This is a genomic window from Desulfosporosinus paludis (genome assembly GCF_045689965.1).
GTDB lineage: Bacteria > Bacillota > Desulfitobacteriia > Desulfitobacteriales > Desulfitobacteriaceae > Desulfosporosinus > Desulfosporosinus paludis.
This window is the reverse complement of the sequence record NZ_CP144211.1, coordinates 706,766-720,976: the sequence shown is the minus strand read 5'-3', so window position 1 is coordinate 720,976 and position 14,211 is coordinate 706,766. Positions and strand designations below refer to the sequence as shown.

The 14,211-nt window shown below is 41.8% G+C and carries 11 protein-coding genes and 1 tRNA gene; 11 read left to right on the top strand and 1 reads right to left on the bottom strand.

Annotated features, from left to right (window positions below; all coding sequences use genetic code 11):
• Window positions 1–65 precede the first annotated feature (65 nt).
• The 8 genes from VZF35_RS03775 to VZF35_RS03740 all read left to right on the top strand — a co-directional run bounded on the left by VZF35_RS03775 (window position 66) and on the right by VZF35_RS03740 (window position 8,845).
• The gene (locus tag VZF35_RS03775) at window positions 66–3,545 is read left to right on the top strand and encodes a DNA polymerase III subunit alpha (protein WP_407314434.1); all 3,480 of its coding nucleotides are present in this window, start codon (window positions 66–68) and stop codon (window positions 3,543–3,545) included.
• A gap of 74 nt (window positions 3,546–3,619) precedes the next feature.
• Complete coding sequence (coaD, locus tag VZF35_RS03770) at window positions 3,620–4,129, top strand: pantetheine-phosphate adenylyltransferase (protein ID WP_407311138.1); 510 nt, start codon at window positions 3,620–3,622, stop codon at window positions 4,127–4,129.
• Window positions 4,130–4,198: 69 nt separating this feature from the next.
• Window positions 4,199–4,399, top strand: coding sequence for a glutamate decarboxylase (locus VZF35_RS03765; RefSeq protein WP_407311136.1), 201 nt, complete (start codon window positions 4,199–4,201; stop codon window positions 4,397–4,399).
• A 2-nt stretch (window positions 4,400–4,401) separates the two neighbouring features.
• Complete coding sequence (gene accD, locus VZF35_RS03760) at window positions 4,402–5,316, top strand: acetyl-CoA carboxylase, carboxyltransferase subunit beta (protein WP_407311134.1); 915 nt, start codon at window positions 4,402–4,404, stop codon at window positions 5,314–5,316.
• Complete coding sequence (locus tag VZF35_RS03755) at window positions 5,300–6,268, top strand: acetyl-CoA carboxylase carboxyltransferase subunit alpha (RefSeq protein WP_407311132.1); 969 nt, start codon at window positions 5,300–5,302, stop codon at window positions 6,266–6,268. Before accD ends, VZF35_RS03755 begins: the two co-directional genes overlap by 17 nt.
• 76 nt (window positions 6,269–6,344) lie before the next feature.
• Window positions 6,345–6,430 (top strand) — tRNA-Leu (locus VZF35_RS03750).
• A 223-nt stretch (window positions 6,431–6,653) separates the two neighbouring features.
• The gene (locus tag VZF35_RS03745; protein ID WP_407311130.1) at window positions 6,654–7,337 is read left to right on the top strand and encodes a response regulator transcription factor; all 684 of its coding nucleotides are present in this window, start codon (window positions 6,654–6,656) and stop codon (window positions 7,335–7,337) included.
• Window positions 7,334–8,845 carry a sensor histidine kinase gene (locus tag VZF35_RS03740; RefSeq protein WP_407311128.1) on the top strand — a complete coding sequence of 504 codons (1,512 nt, stop codon included), beginning with the start codon at window positions 7,334–7,336 and terminating at the stop codon, window positions 8,843–8,845. Before VZF35_RS03745 ends, VZF35_RS03740 begins: the two co-directional genes overlap by 4 nt.
• 185 nt (window positions 8,846–9,030) lie before the next feature.
• On the opposite strand, the gene VZF35_RS03735 is transcribed toward VZF35_RS03740, so the two are convergent.
• On the bottom strand, window positions 9,031–10,227 hold the full coding sequence (locus VZF35_RS03735; protein WP_407311126.1) for a Na+/H+ antiporter NhaC family protein: 1,197 nt from the start codon (window positions 10,225–10,227) through the stop codon (window positions 9,031–9,033).
• A 363-nt stretch (window positions 10,228–10,590) separates the two neighbouring features.
• On the opposite strand from VZF35_RS03735, the gene VZF35_RS03730 reads away from it, so the two are divergent.
• From VZF35_RS03730 to VZF35_RS03720, 3 genes are all read left to right on the top strand, one after another.
• Complete coding sequence (locus VZF35_RS03730) at window positions 10,591–11,709, top strand: DUF6765 family protein (RefSeq protein ID WP_407311124.1); 1,119 nt, start codon at window positions 10,591–10,593, stop codon at window positions 11,707–11,709.
• A 316-nt stretch (window positions 11,710–12,025) separates the two neighbouring features.
• On the top strand, window positions 12,026–13,504 hold the full coding sequence (locus tag VZF35_RS03725; RefSeq protein WP_407311122.1) for an Lsa family ABC-F type ribosomal protection protein: 1,479 nt from the start codon (window positions 12,026–12,028) through the stop codon (window positions 13,502–13,504).
• A 72-nt stretch (window positions 13,505–13,576) separates the two neighbouring features.
• Window positions 13,577–14,158, top strand: a complete 582-nt coding sequence (locus VZF35_RS03720) for an NAD(P)H-dependent oxidoreductase (RefSeq protein WP_407311120.1) — start codon at window positions 13,577–13,579, stop codon at window positions 14,156–14,158.
• Window positions 14,159–14,211: the final 53 nt, after the last annotated feature.

Sequence of the window (14,211 nt, the reverse complement as noted above, 5' to 3'; positions counted from 1 at the left end):
ATACGCAGCACAAGGTCTTGAATTTTTCAAGGCCTTTGCTATATATCTTGAGGAGCGAAAACGTGATGTTTGTACACCTCCATAATCATACAGAGTTTAGCCTGCTTGACGGAGCAGCCCGAATTAATAACTTGGTCAAGCGAGCGGTAGAATTGAATATGCCAGCTTTGGCAATTACGGATCATGGGGTTATGTATGGAGTCATTGATTTTTATAAGGCTTGCCGCAAAGCGGGTATTAAACCGATAATAGGGTGTGAAGTCTATGTCGCTCCCCATAAGCGGACAGATAAGGTTCCTGGCAAGGATGACAAGAACTACCATTTGGTGCTTCTTGCTGAGAATGAAGAGGGGTATCGTAACCTGATACGCCTAGTTTCCATGGCCCATATCGAGGGCTTTTATTATAAACCTAGGGTAGATAAAGAAATTCTACACAAATATTCCAAAGGTATTATTGCGCTCAGTGCTTGCTTGGCTGGAGAGGTAGCCGATTATCTTGTGAATGATCAGCTGGAAATGGCCATCCAGAGTGCTCTTGACTATGAGATGATTTTTGGTAAAGGGAATTTCTATCTTGAAATTCAAGATCACGGGATTGATAAGCAGCTCAAAGTTATAACAGGAATTTGGAAAGTGCATGAACGGACGGGAATCCCGATCGTGGCAACCAATGACGTGCATTATGTCAAGCGTGAGGATGCTCTTGTTCAAGATGCTTTGTTGAGTATTCAAACCGGCAAAACCTTAACCGATACATCCAGGATGCGGTTTTCGAGTCAGGAATTCTTTTTGAAATCCGAACAAGAGATGGCACTGCTCTTTGGAGAACATCCGGAAGTTTTAGAAAACACGGCTCACATTGCAGAACGCTGTCAAGTGGATTTTAACTTTGGAAATAATTTTTTACCGGATTTTGAAGTTCCTCTGGGGTATACATTAGATGGGTACCTTGAAGCTCAATGTCGTGAAGCTTTTCCGCGTTTTTATCCCAACATGACGAAAGAAGAGAAGGAACGCTTAGACTATGAGCTTGGAGTTATTTCTCAGACTGGATTTTCAGGATATTTTCTAATTGTCGCTGATTTTTGCCGATTTGCCAGAGAGCATGGCGTAGCCGTAGGTCCAGGGCGAGGTTCTGCCGCGGCAAGCATGGTTGCTTACTTACTTGGAATTACCTCGGTTGAGCCTTTGCGCCACGATCTGCTGTTTGAACGGTTTCTAAATCCGGAGCGAATTTCAATGCCGGATATTGACATAGATTTTGACCCGGAAGGCCGAGAGCGAGTTATCCGCTACGTTACGGAGAAATATGGTGCGGATAAGGTCTGCCAAATCATTACTTTTGGAACGATGGGAGCCAAAGCGGCTATTCGAGATGGCGGAAGGGTTTTAGCAATTCCTTTGGCCCGAGTGGATAAAGTGGCCAAGGCCATTCCTTCCGATCCAGGAATGACCCTGGAGAAGGCTCTGCAAGTATCCCCGGATTTAACGCGCATGGTGGAAGAAGATGAAGAGGTTAAGCGGCTCTATACACTGGCTCAGTCCCTTGAGGGAATGACGAGACATGCTTCCACCCATGCAGCAGGTGTCGTGATTTCTAAAGATCAGCTCATGAATCATCTTCCCCTTCAGAGAACTTCCGAGGATTTTGTGATGACTCAATTTCCGATGAAAATAGTCGAAGAAATAGGGTTATTAAAGATGGATTTTCTTGGTTTGAGAAATCTAACCATCATCCAAGAGGCAGTACAGCGAATCGAGGAAACCCAGGGAATTACTCTGGATTTACAGACGCTGCCCCTTGACGATCCTAAAACTTATAGTCTGCTTGCTTCGGGAAACAGCACCGGAATTTTTCAGCTGGAAAGCGGTGGGATGAAAGCAGTTCTGAAGGAGCTGAAACCGACCTGCTTTGAAGATGTTATTGCGGTTAATGCTTTATATCGACCGGGTCCTATGGATCAAATTCCCGAATTCATTCGCCGTAAACATGGAGGACAGATAACCTACTTACATCCCAAATTAGAACCCATTCTCAAGGCCACCTATGGAATTATTGTCTATCAGGAGCAAGTTATGCAGATCGCTCGGGACCTGGCAGGATATTCCCTGGGACGAGCGGATTTGTTAAGGCGAGCTATGGGGAAAAAGAAAAAAGAAATCATGGTTGAAGAACGGCAGAACTTTATCCATGGCTTGCAAGATGATCAGGGACAGTGGATCATCCCCGGGGCACTTCGGATGGGTATAACACGTGAAGAGGCTGAGGAAATTTTTGATTTAATGGCTAAGTTCGCAGAATATGGTTTTAATAAAGGGCATGCTACAGCCTATGCTGTCATTTCGTATCAGACGGCGTATTTAAAGGCAAACTATCCTTTGGAATTTATAGCAGCTCTGTTAAGTACTGTAATGGGTTCCTCCGATAAAATTTCGTTTTATATCCAAGACGCTAAACAAAGCGGAATTGAAGTGCTTCCTCCAGATGTCCAGCATAGTCAGGTGGGTTTCTCCATTGAAAATCGAGCGATTCGTTTTGGATTAGGAGCTATCCGTAATGTTGGCGTAAACGTGGTTGAGAAAATATTAGAAGCGAGACGTGATGGCCCATACCAATCCCTCTATGATTTTTGCATGCGAGTGGATCAAAAAGTTTTGAATCGGCGGGTCTTAGAGAGCTTAGTACGCTCTGGAGCCCTGGTTTCGTTTTGTACACGAGTTCAAGCTCTGGCAGTCCTCGACCAACTATTGGAGACTGCTCAGCGCCGTCAGAAGGATCGGCAAAGCGGACAGTTTTCTCTTTTTGATTTAGATGACCAATTAGATGAAGGAATTACAATGCCTCAACTTTCCGAGTTTAACGAGCGAGAGATTCTTGAAATGGAAAGGGAATATTTAGGTCTCTACTTAAGTGGACATCCGCTCTCCGCCGTTTTGCCTCAGATTAAACCCTATGTGTCTTCGGATATCCTGACCTGCCTGGAAGGGGAAGAGGAGAAAAAAGTAGCCCTCGGGGGAATAGTCACTGCTTTCAGGCAAACGGTCACTAAAAAGGGTGAAATGATGGCTAGTTTTGTGTTAGAGGATTTGACAGGAGAGATTGAGGTTTTAGTGTTTCCGCGTGTCTTTGCTCAGATGCGTGCCTTGGGAAACGAACAAGTGATTGTGGTTGTAGGAAGGTACAATATTCGAGAAGATGAGAAAAAAATCTTCGCAGAAAAGATCACCAGACTCGAAGAACTTAAGCCTGTGGGAGAGTCTGTTTTAAGGGCCAATTCTTATGATTCCAGCCCAAAAGCGGTTGTTAAACGACTTTTTTTAAGATTTCCTAATGATCAGAGTACCCTTATACCAAAAGTGTTTAATATTTTGGAAAGGTATCCGGGGGATCAGCCTGTATATTTCTACTTTGATAATAATCAAAAAGTAATTGAAGGAAATCGAGAACTCTGGGTAAATGAAGAAGACGAGTTGATGAATGCCTTAGTTGATGTCATGGGATACAGCAATGTCGCCTGGAAACCAGGGAAAAATTTCGCATAAATGATTTTGTCAGCAGGATTCTGGGTTTTTAAGGCGAACCCATGGAAATATCCTGAACATAAAGGAGATTGAGCGTGCGTACAGCAATTTATCCGGGAACGTTTGATCCGGTCACCAATGGACATCTTGACATTTTAACACGGGCGAAAGAACTCTTTGATGGTGTGACAATCGCCATCGCGGCAGATAGTAAGAAAACACCCTTATTTACCCTTGGAGAGAGAATGGAACTATTATTAGAAGCAACGAAAGATATGCCGAACGTCAATGTTCGGGTCTTCGAAGGTCTGACCGTAGAATTTGCGCGGCAATGCGGTGCCGTGGCGATTCTGAGAGGACTTAGAGCTTTATCTGATTTCGAATATGAATTTCAGCTTGCTCTAATGAATAAGAAGATTGCCCCTGATATCGAGACCGTTTTTTTAATGACTCAAAGTGAATACTCCTTTATCAGCTCGAGTGCCATTAAGTGGGCATCCAGCTTGCATGCCGGGGTTTCCGATTTTGTTACACCACATGTAGAAAAAGCCTTAACGGCTAAATACTCCAATCTCCGTTCAGATGTCCATGATGAAGATTCATAATTGAGCCTTTGTTGCACAATCATTTGGGCTATGGTATCATAATACGGATTTAATAAGGGGGCTTTTACTGTGTGGACTGTCATTTATATTGCGCCCAATAAGTTAATTGCGGAAAAATACAAAACCATTCTAACCGATGAAGGAATGCTTGTTCAGCTAAGACCTATAGGTTCTGCGCATCTAGGCGATCACGCTTCTGTCGAAATTTTAGTCCCTGAATCTGAAGCTGAAGAAGCGCACGAAATTATTACCGGCGCCATAGGGAGCTAACCATGTTCAAAGATATCTTTCGTAAAACAAAATATGTGACGATTCAGTCTGCACCTGTGCAAAAGCGTACACCGGTGGATGGGGCACTCCAAGAACCTATAACGATGAAGAAGGAACTTCCGGATGGTCTCTGGATTAAATGCCCGAAATGTGGAGAAGTTCTCTTCAATAAAAATCTTGAAGAGAATGCCCGAGTTTGTACGTCGTGTGACTATCATTTTCGAATTTCTGCTCGCGCTCGTTTAGCGCTGCTCGTTGATGAAGACAGCTTTGAAGAATGGGATTCGGAACTTATTCCTTTTGATCCTTTAGGGTTTCCTGACTATGAGGGCAAACTTCATGAGGCTCAGGAAAAGTCAGGTATGACAGAAGGAGTTCTTACAGGTCAAGCCAAAATTGAAGGAATTCCTGTAGTGCTGGCTTTTAGTGAAGCGAATTTTATGATGGGCAGCATGGGTTCAGTTGTGGGAGAAAAGATTGCTCGGGCAGTTGAACGAGCTATCGATTTGCGCCTGCCTGTCGTAATCTTTTCTACGTCTGGAGGGGCCCGAATGCAGGAGGGAATCCTTTCTCTCTATCAAATGGCTAAGACCAGTGCGGCCTTGGGGCGTTTAGCATCAAACCATTTGTTATATATTTCAGTACTTGCGGACCCGACCTTTGGAGGAGTTATCGCTAGTTATGCTTCATTGGGTGATATTTTAATTGCTGAACCCAATGCTTTAATTGGGTTTACAGGGCCGCGTGTTATTAAACAGACTATGAGACAAGAGCTTCCAGCGGGAGCACAAACGGCTGAATTTAACCAGATTCATGGTTTGATCGACCTCATTGTTGGACGTTCTCAAATGCGTTCTACCTTAGCACGTTTGTTGCGGTACCATCAGGAAGGGGTTCAGTATGGCGCTACTGTTTGATTTTGAAAAGCCTATTATAGAACTTGAACAGAAAATTTCTGAGCTTCAGAAATTTTCTGCTGAAAAAGATATAGACCTTTCACGTGAGGTTGAGACGTTAGAAAAGAAAGTCTCTCTTTTAAAAAAGGAGATTTACGGGAATTTGGAACCTTGGCAGAAGGTTCAGATTGCTAGACACTCTGAGAGACCAAATTTCTATGACTATGCGCCGCTGTTGTTTGACGATTTTATCGAACTTAAAGGGGATCGTCTATTTGCTGATGATCACGCCATTGCTGGCGGAATTGCCCTTTTCCATGGAATCGCAGTTACCGTCGTTGCTCAGGTCAAAGGAAAAGATACCAAGGAAAATATTAAGCGTAATTTTGGCATGCCTCATCCGGAAGGGTATCGTAAAGCATTGCGATTGATGGATCAGGCTGAGAAATTTAGAAGACCGATCTTGACCTTTATTGATACCCCTGGTGCTGCCTGTGATTTACCGGCAGAAGAACGGGGACAAGGTGAGGCTATTGCACGATGTTTATTAGCTATGTCAGGTTACCATGTTCCAGTAATCAGCACGGTCATCGGCGAAGGCGGAAGCGGCGGAGCGTTGGCACTTGGGGTAGGAAACGTGGTTCTAATGCTGGAGAATTCTTTCTACTCGGTGATCGCTCCAGAAAGTTGTGCTTCGATTCTTTGGAAAGATACTTCCAAGGCTAAAGAGGCTGCTGCTGCTTTAAAGTTCACGGCACAGGACTTGCTGAGGTTGGGTGTTGTGGATGAAGTTGTAAGAGAACCTCAAGGGGGAGCACATTACAATTTGAGACAAACAGCTGATGAATTATCTCAAGTCATTTCCAAATATCTTGTCCGATTGCGCACAGAGCCCGCAGATGTATTGCAAGAAAAGCGATATCAAAAGATTAGGGCAATTGGAGTATATCAAGAAAAAAATGAGACAAATTAGCTTAAAAGGCTTGACTAAATCCTTATATTAATGTTATTATAGCTAAGTCGTGTTGATACAGTAACTCACTGACCTAGGGCGAGTGGCGGAATGGCAGACGCGTCGGTCTCAAAATCCGATATACGTGAGTATGTGGGGGTTCAAGTCCCCCCTCGCCCACCAAAACGAATTCAGATAGAGCCCTTAGGGGCTCTATTTTATTTGACAGCTTATGCTCTCACGAGGCTCGGCTAAAGCCGAGTTTTCTTTTATACTAACTTAGAGTATTTCAGCAAACTTTCAGCATTCCCTCAGTGTCAATTCAGTTCCTTATAAGATAATTAATTAAGATTCTTTGGGCTTGTTGTCAAAATATGTGTTTTATACTATTGGAGGACTTAGTGTTATGCAAAATTTAAAGGGTATCAAAATACTGCTTGTTGATGATGAACCAAATATTTTGCAGTTTTTAGAGATGGGCCTACAAAATGAAGGATTTGAGGTCCGAACCGCACAAGATGGGATGACTGGAGTTACTTTGGCCAAAGAGTTCCGCCCCCATATCGTGATCCTCGATGTTATGATGCCTGGGATGGATGGGTTCGAAGTGTGTCGAATGCTTAAGAAAACGGAAAATGTCGCCATTATAATGCTGACGGCTAAGGATGAGGTCGAAGACCGTGTAAAAGGGCTAACCATAGGGGCGGATGATTATGTGATGAAACCATTTAGTTTTGAGGAACTGTTAGCCCGTATTCATGCCAGGATACGAAATCAATTCCCCAACCTTATGGGGGAAGTGGTGGCAGGAGAATTTCGAATTGATGATCGGCGCAAAGAAATTCAATATCAACAGCGAGTTTTGGAGCTTTCGACGACAGAATATGAGTTGCTGAAATTTATGGTGCTCAACCAAGGTTTAGTCTTAAGTAAAGCAAAGATCTTAGATAAGGTGTGGGGCTATGACTTCGGCGGGGATGAAAACATCGTTGAAGTCTATATCCGGTCACTGAGAGATAAATTAAACGATAAAGAACATCGCTTGATTAGAACCTTGCGCGGGGCGGGATATCGAGTTGACTTGTTATGAAATTTCGTACTCGATTGAGACGATCTTTTGTTCCTAATTCCTTGCGTTTTCAACTTTTAGCGCGTTCGTTTCTACTATTGGCTGGGTTACTGGTCGTCATTGGGTTATTCCAATATGTTTTCATGCAGGGGTTCATCTATCAGAATCAGGCTAAAAGTATTCAGAACCAAGTGCAGTCTGTTCCTCCCGACGCTTGGAATCAGATGGCAAATAGCAGTATTGACCTAAGCCCGGGAGACAGCCCAGCGCGTTCACCAAATTCAAGTTCAAGGGATCTCCCTCATCATGTACCCTTATTTTTTCTCCCCGATGCCAACATTGCTCTTATCGATGAGAAGGGCAACCTAACGGAGCTTTCCAATGGTTATGCCAGCATGGGAACCTCCCCTCGCTTGGCTGAACAGGACTATAACAATGCTCTGCTTAATGACCATAATTTAAAGTATAAGGTCGTTAATCCTACGGGTGAAAACGAGCAGCTGGTTGTCCTTCAAACGATTCGGACGAGAGATCAGACCCCTGAATTAATTCAAGTAAGCCTTAGTACCAAGCCCTTAAAGGATATGATGCTGCAGCAGCTTCTTATCTTTTTAGGAATATCCTTTCTTGCCCTAATTGGCGGGATGTTGGCCTTTATCCCAGTGTTAAGAAAAACTCTTGTCCCTCTATCAAACATGGTTGATACCGTGGAACAAATTGATGCCGGAAATCTTGCCGAACGTTTGCCCGTCGATCAAGGTCAAGTGGAGATTGATCGCCTGGCCAATTCCTTTAACGGAATGCTGCAAAGATTGGAATTGTCCTTTGAGGCAGAAAAGGACTCCAAGGAGCAAATGCGCCGATTTGTTGCCGATGCTTCTCATGAGTTGCGTACCCCCCTGACGGCCATCCATGGTTTTTTAGAAGTGCTTCTCCGTGGGGCTATGAACCAAGCGGAGATGCTCAATAGATCTTTAACGAGTATGTATGCAGAATCCGAACGCATGAAGAAATTGGTGGAAGACCTTCTCCTACTGGCTAAACTGGATCGCTCACCAAAAATCCATTTAACAGAAGAGGCCCTGGATAAGGTTATTAGGGAAATGGCACCTCAATTGAGGTTGTTGGCCGGAGATCGCAAGGTTAGCTTAAGACTTACATCTAATCTAAAAGGTTACGTTGATGTCGATCGCCTAAAGCAAGTCGTTCTGAACCTCTTTCAAAATGCAGTCCAGCATACCGATTCTGCGAAAGGGGATATCCAAATCTCATTGACAAACGCTCTTGGCGGTATAGAACTAGCTGTGAAAGACAATGGTTCTGGCATACCAGAAGAACATTTGCCGAAGCTGTTCGATCGGTTTTATCGCAGCGATTCTTCAAGGACCAGGAAGTATGGCGGTGCGGGGCTTGGTTTGGCCATCACTAAATCGATTGTTGAACTTCACGGCGGTACAATACGGGTAGAGAGTGCTGTAGAAGAAGGAACAACCTTTTATGTCTGGATTCCAGCCGTTGAAAACTTATAAATTTTTAAGTTGAAGAAGAGCTCTGAACACCTTAATGTGTGCAGAGCTCTTTCTTGTGGATTAATTCTTATTTTTTGCAAATAGATTAGGACAAATTATCGCTTAGTCGCCATAGTTAACCTAAAGTTCTCGACACTGATGTCATAAAGATTTGATCAGAACTTTTTTAAAATAATGTAGGTCTCCTATATAGTTCTCCTATAATGGTGAGTCGGTGAAGTTCTCAGATTAGTAATGTTAATAGAGAGTATTTGAACTAGTGGAAGAAGATAAAGGAAAAAAGCAAAAGGCATAAAACCAACCAGACTTACATTCAGCGTTGAAGACGGAACAAAACTCGCTGTGTTCCAAGGTATCAGCGCAGCTAAAGGTACTGAAGTGTTTTCTAAGTCGAGTGCCAATTGAGCCTTTGACGATTTACCCTCAGCATAAACTTTGTCCATCAAAGAGTGGGTTAAGACGATGGAGATGGTTTGACTGCAGCCAAGTATTGACGTTAGAATACTCATGCTTGTTGTCATTAGAAATCTGCTCGAGTGAGATTTTGCTTTGGCAAGAAGCTCATCCAAGTCCTCTAAAATGTTGGTCTCCGAAAAAAGACCGGCTAAACAACAAGAGAAATAAACGACAACGGTTACTTTCCACATAGAAAAGATTCCTCCGCCCTGGAGAATCGTTTTAAGGGGGCTGTCTATTTGAAGATTAAAACCCAAAAGGGCTATTTTAATAAGTTCGGGAACGTTGCTATGTTGTACATCTAAACTAATAAAACCAGCAAGAAGAATGCTGATAAGCATGGATTTTTTAACATCAACCCTGAGAAAGGCAAGGATGAGGATCACAAGAGCCGGTAAAAACACAAGCCAGTTTAGGGAAAAGAGGTGGGATATCTCAGTCAGCATGGTATTGCCTGTAAACGTCAAGGGATGATTTAAGGATAGGCCAAGATAGGCTAGCGTTGATAAGAGAAAGGGCAGTGTTCCCGTCTTGAACATACGTTTAATGTTCGCATAAAGATCCGAATTTGTTAAGTTAGCGACTAAATTAGCACTTGAGGACATTGGGGAGCATCGGTCACCGAAATAAGCTCCTGCAATAATAGCTCCCGCCGCGATATCGGAATTAACGTGGCCGCTTTTGGCCATTAGAATTAAGGCTAACCCAACAGTGCTGACAGTTCCAAAAGAGGTTCCAAGCAAAAAAGAGACTGCTGAGCTAATTAAGAAGGCATACACGAGGAAAAACTTGGGGTTCAGCAACTGTATTCCATAGTAAAGGATGGCTGGTGTCGTTCCGGATGCTATCCAAAGGGAAGTTATAGCACCTACTAAGATGAGAATTCGTAAGACAATCAAGGACTTCCTGCCTCCCCGATAAGACATCTGGATGATTTCCTTGAGAGAATATCCCCTTCGCCAAGCGATAAAGGCAAAGTTAATAAAACATAATGCCAGGGGAAGCCAATAAATACTCCTTTTAGAGTGCAGGCTACCAGGAGGACAAACGTCAGTATGACGCTGATGAGAAGATAAATGTTCTTAGGTTTCACGACGGACTCCCTTCATTGAATCATGATGAATCTGTTTGTTACGTTTTGATGATTTAATCTCAAAGCTAAACTATATTGTAGCACTCCTCAAATGGTCGGACAATCTACCAATTTATAGTACATATTATTGGTTCGCTGCATAAAATGGTGCAATGACAAGGAAAAAATGATAGGTCAGCCATTAAGGAGGATAGCGATGAACAGAGATGCCCATTACTATGCCATCTTAGCTTTCTGTCGAGCTTGTGGCTTTAATAAAGACAGCGCCTTAACAATCGCCTATGCATCACAATTTGTCGATGATGCTAAGATTAATTTGATGTTTATCAATAATCTGCCGAGTTTGCAGCTCTTGCATGATCGGGTGAATCATCGACCGGCCTTCTTTAATATGGCGACCTGTCACTCCTACTTTCAAATGAGAACCTTTAATTATGAGGCGATGGTTAACAACACAACCGCTTTTCATTTTGTACCCGGCTGCAAGGGAGAAAACTTCACGAAAATGCTTCGTTGCACTGAAGAATCACCTGTGATCCTGGATATTATTAAAGATGTGTTTCTTGAAGATGACTTAATTAAGCTGGGAATCGTCTTGCATGTATATGCTGATACATTTTCCCATCAGGGGTTCAGCGGAGTTCTCAGCAAAGTCAATGATATAAAAAACTGTATCGCCAAAACTAAAGTGGAATCGGGGATTTTGGAAGAGCTGTTGGCTTTTTGGGAGAGATTAAGTCCAACACGTTATGAAAAATCCTTGGATCATCTGCTGCCAGCTTACGGGCATTGTCAAGCCTTAGAATTGCCGGACCTTCCTTATGTTGAATGGTCTTATGAGTATGACTACAGCGATGAATTTAATGGTTCCTATAAGCTGATTGAAATCAAAAATAAAGAGAGATACCAACGAGCCTTCCTGAACCTTAAGAAATACCTGGAAGCTTATTTAATAAAACACAAGCAGTATTTTGACCGGAATGTAAGATTTGAAAATTATGACTTACTCTTGGAGACACTTATTAAAGAAGGTACAAATAAAGTTAGGGAAAAACATTGGCAAAATACTTTAATCGAACAAGGACTTTTCAATAAGCAGGAACGAGACCTCATCGTTTATGATGAGGATAAATGGTTGAGAAAAGCCTTTCTTAATTTCGATCATAAAGATTTTAATCAGCGTGAGGTCGATGGAGTTCAATTGGCAAAGAGTTTCCCGGAGTCTCATTGGTATGGGTTTTACTTGGCGGTGAAATGGTATAAGAAAAAATTCTTTGAATACTGTACAAAGCACCAGATAACAATTCCCAACTAATTCCGAAGATGTTTATATAGATTTATCCATGTTGTATTTGTCAGGGAAATATAGTAAACTAAAAGTAACAATCGGAGATTGGAGATGGAAAGATGCGTAATTTTTCTTGCTAATGATATAAAGCATAACAAGATTAGAGAAACGGTGCTAGAAACCGCTGCTTTTGTTGTGCTTGGGCAAGAAAGTTACTATTTCTTTTCACTCAAATAATACATCCTTACTACACCCGAGATCGGGTTGGTTTTGTTGTATATTTATGAGCTGCAAGAATTAACTTTCTTGCAGCTTTTATGTTTAACATACAGGAGGATATTTTATGTCGTTAATAAACGTTGCAAACTTGACGTTTGCTTATGATGGCAACTATGATAACATATTTGAAAACGTGAGTTTTCAGATAGATACTGATTGGAAATTGGGGTTTACCGGAAGAAATGGCCGAGGTAAAACAACATTTCTTAATTTGTTGCTTGGTAGATATGAATACAGCGGTAATATTTCTGCCAATGTCAGCTTTGAATATTTTCCTTTCAAAGTAGTAAACAAAGAAAATAATACCCTTGATGTCATCAGCGACATTTTTCCTGACTATCTTCATTGGGAATTGATGCGTGAACTTTCCTCGCTAGAAGTTTCTGAGGATGTTTTATATCGTCCTTTTGCTACATTATCCTACGGAGAACAAACAAAAGTGCTGCTGGCCGCTTTGTTTCTTAAGGAGAATAGTTTTCTATTGATTGATGAGCCAACCAATCACCTTGATATGACCGCAAGAAAGCTGGTCAGTGACTATCTTAATACCAAAAGAGGTTTTATTCTGGTATCACATGACAGAGCATTTCTTGATAACTGCATTGACCACATTCTTTCCATCAATAAGACCACTATAGAAATTCAAAAAGGCAATTTTTCTTGTTGGTGGGAAAATAAAAAAATGCAGGATAGCTTTGAGCTTGCAGAAAACGAAAAGCTCAGAAAAGACATTAATCGCTTGTCAGATTCCGCCAAACGGACGAACAACTGGTCACACCAAGTGGAAAAAACAAAAAATGGAACAAAAAACTCCGGTTCCAAGCTGGATAAAGGTTATGTTGGCCACAAGTCCGCCAAAATGATGAAACGCTCCAAATCAATCGAAAACAGACAGCAATCTGCAATTGATGAAAAGTCTAAACTTCTAAATAATCTCGAAGAGGCCGACTGTCTGAAAATCTCTCAACTTGCTTATCATAAAAACCGACTTGCTGAACTAGAAAATGTTTCGATTTTATACGATGGAACGATGATTTGTAAAGATATAGGCTTTACAATTGATCAAGGGGATCGTATAGCGCTAATAGGTAAAAATGGCTCAGGAAAATCCAGCATTATCAAACTTATCTGTGGTGAGAATATCAACTACACAGGTACCTTCAGAAAAGGAAGCCAGCTTAAAATATCCTATGTTTCACAGGACACATCCTATCTACAGGGTAATTTAACGGACTATGCTGCAAATAACGAGATCGATGAAAGCCTTCTCAAATCTATTTTACGTAAGCTTGGTTTTTCTAGAGTTCAGTTTGATAAGGATATATCAGCCTTTAGCGGTGGACAAAAGAAGAAAGTGTTGATTGCCAAAAGTCTTTGTGAACAAGCTCATCTATATATTTGGGATGAACCACTCAACTATATTGATGTACTTTCCCGAATACAAATCGAAGAGCTGTTGCTTGAATACCAGCCGACTATTTTATTTGTAGAGCATGACAGGACATTTAGTGGGAATATCGCGACAAAGTTTGTAACTATCTGATCAACCCAATGAGGATAATCCGAATAATTTCTCTTTCAAATATAATACTAAAAATAAAAGGAGGCAGGGAATTTGAAAAAATTAATAGTTTTTGCCCACCAACATCAGGATAGTTTTAATCGTGCGATTTTAGATCAGGTGGAAGCCGCTTTAAAGGAAAAAGGACATGAAGTAATCGTTCGTGATTTGTACAAACTCAATTTTCAACCGGTATTAAAACCTGAGGATACCGATTCCATGAAAGCTGGAAAAATTCCAGAGGATATCAAAACAGAACAGAACTTTATTACGGAGTCTGATGTCATTATTTTCATTTATCCCATCTGGTGGTCAAATATGCCCGCCATTCTTAAGGGGTATTTCGATCGGGTGTTTTCCTTCGGCTTTGCCTATACAGCCGGAGATCAAGGTGCCGTTCCTTTATTAAAAGGAAAGAAAGGCATGATTATTAATACCTACGGTGCACCTGAGGAACACTATGAATCTATCGGTATGAATGCAGCCTTTAAAACCACGATGGATGTAGGCGTTTTTGGTTTCACAGGAATTGAACCGGTGGAGCATTTATTGTTTGGAGCAGTAACCGAAGTGGATGATTCGACCCGTAAAAAAATGTTGGCGAAGATTAAAGAAACAGTGAATCAATGCTTTTAACTAGCTTTTTCGTTTCTGGCTAAAAGCAATAGGATTCGCATTTCAGAAAAAGC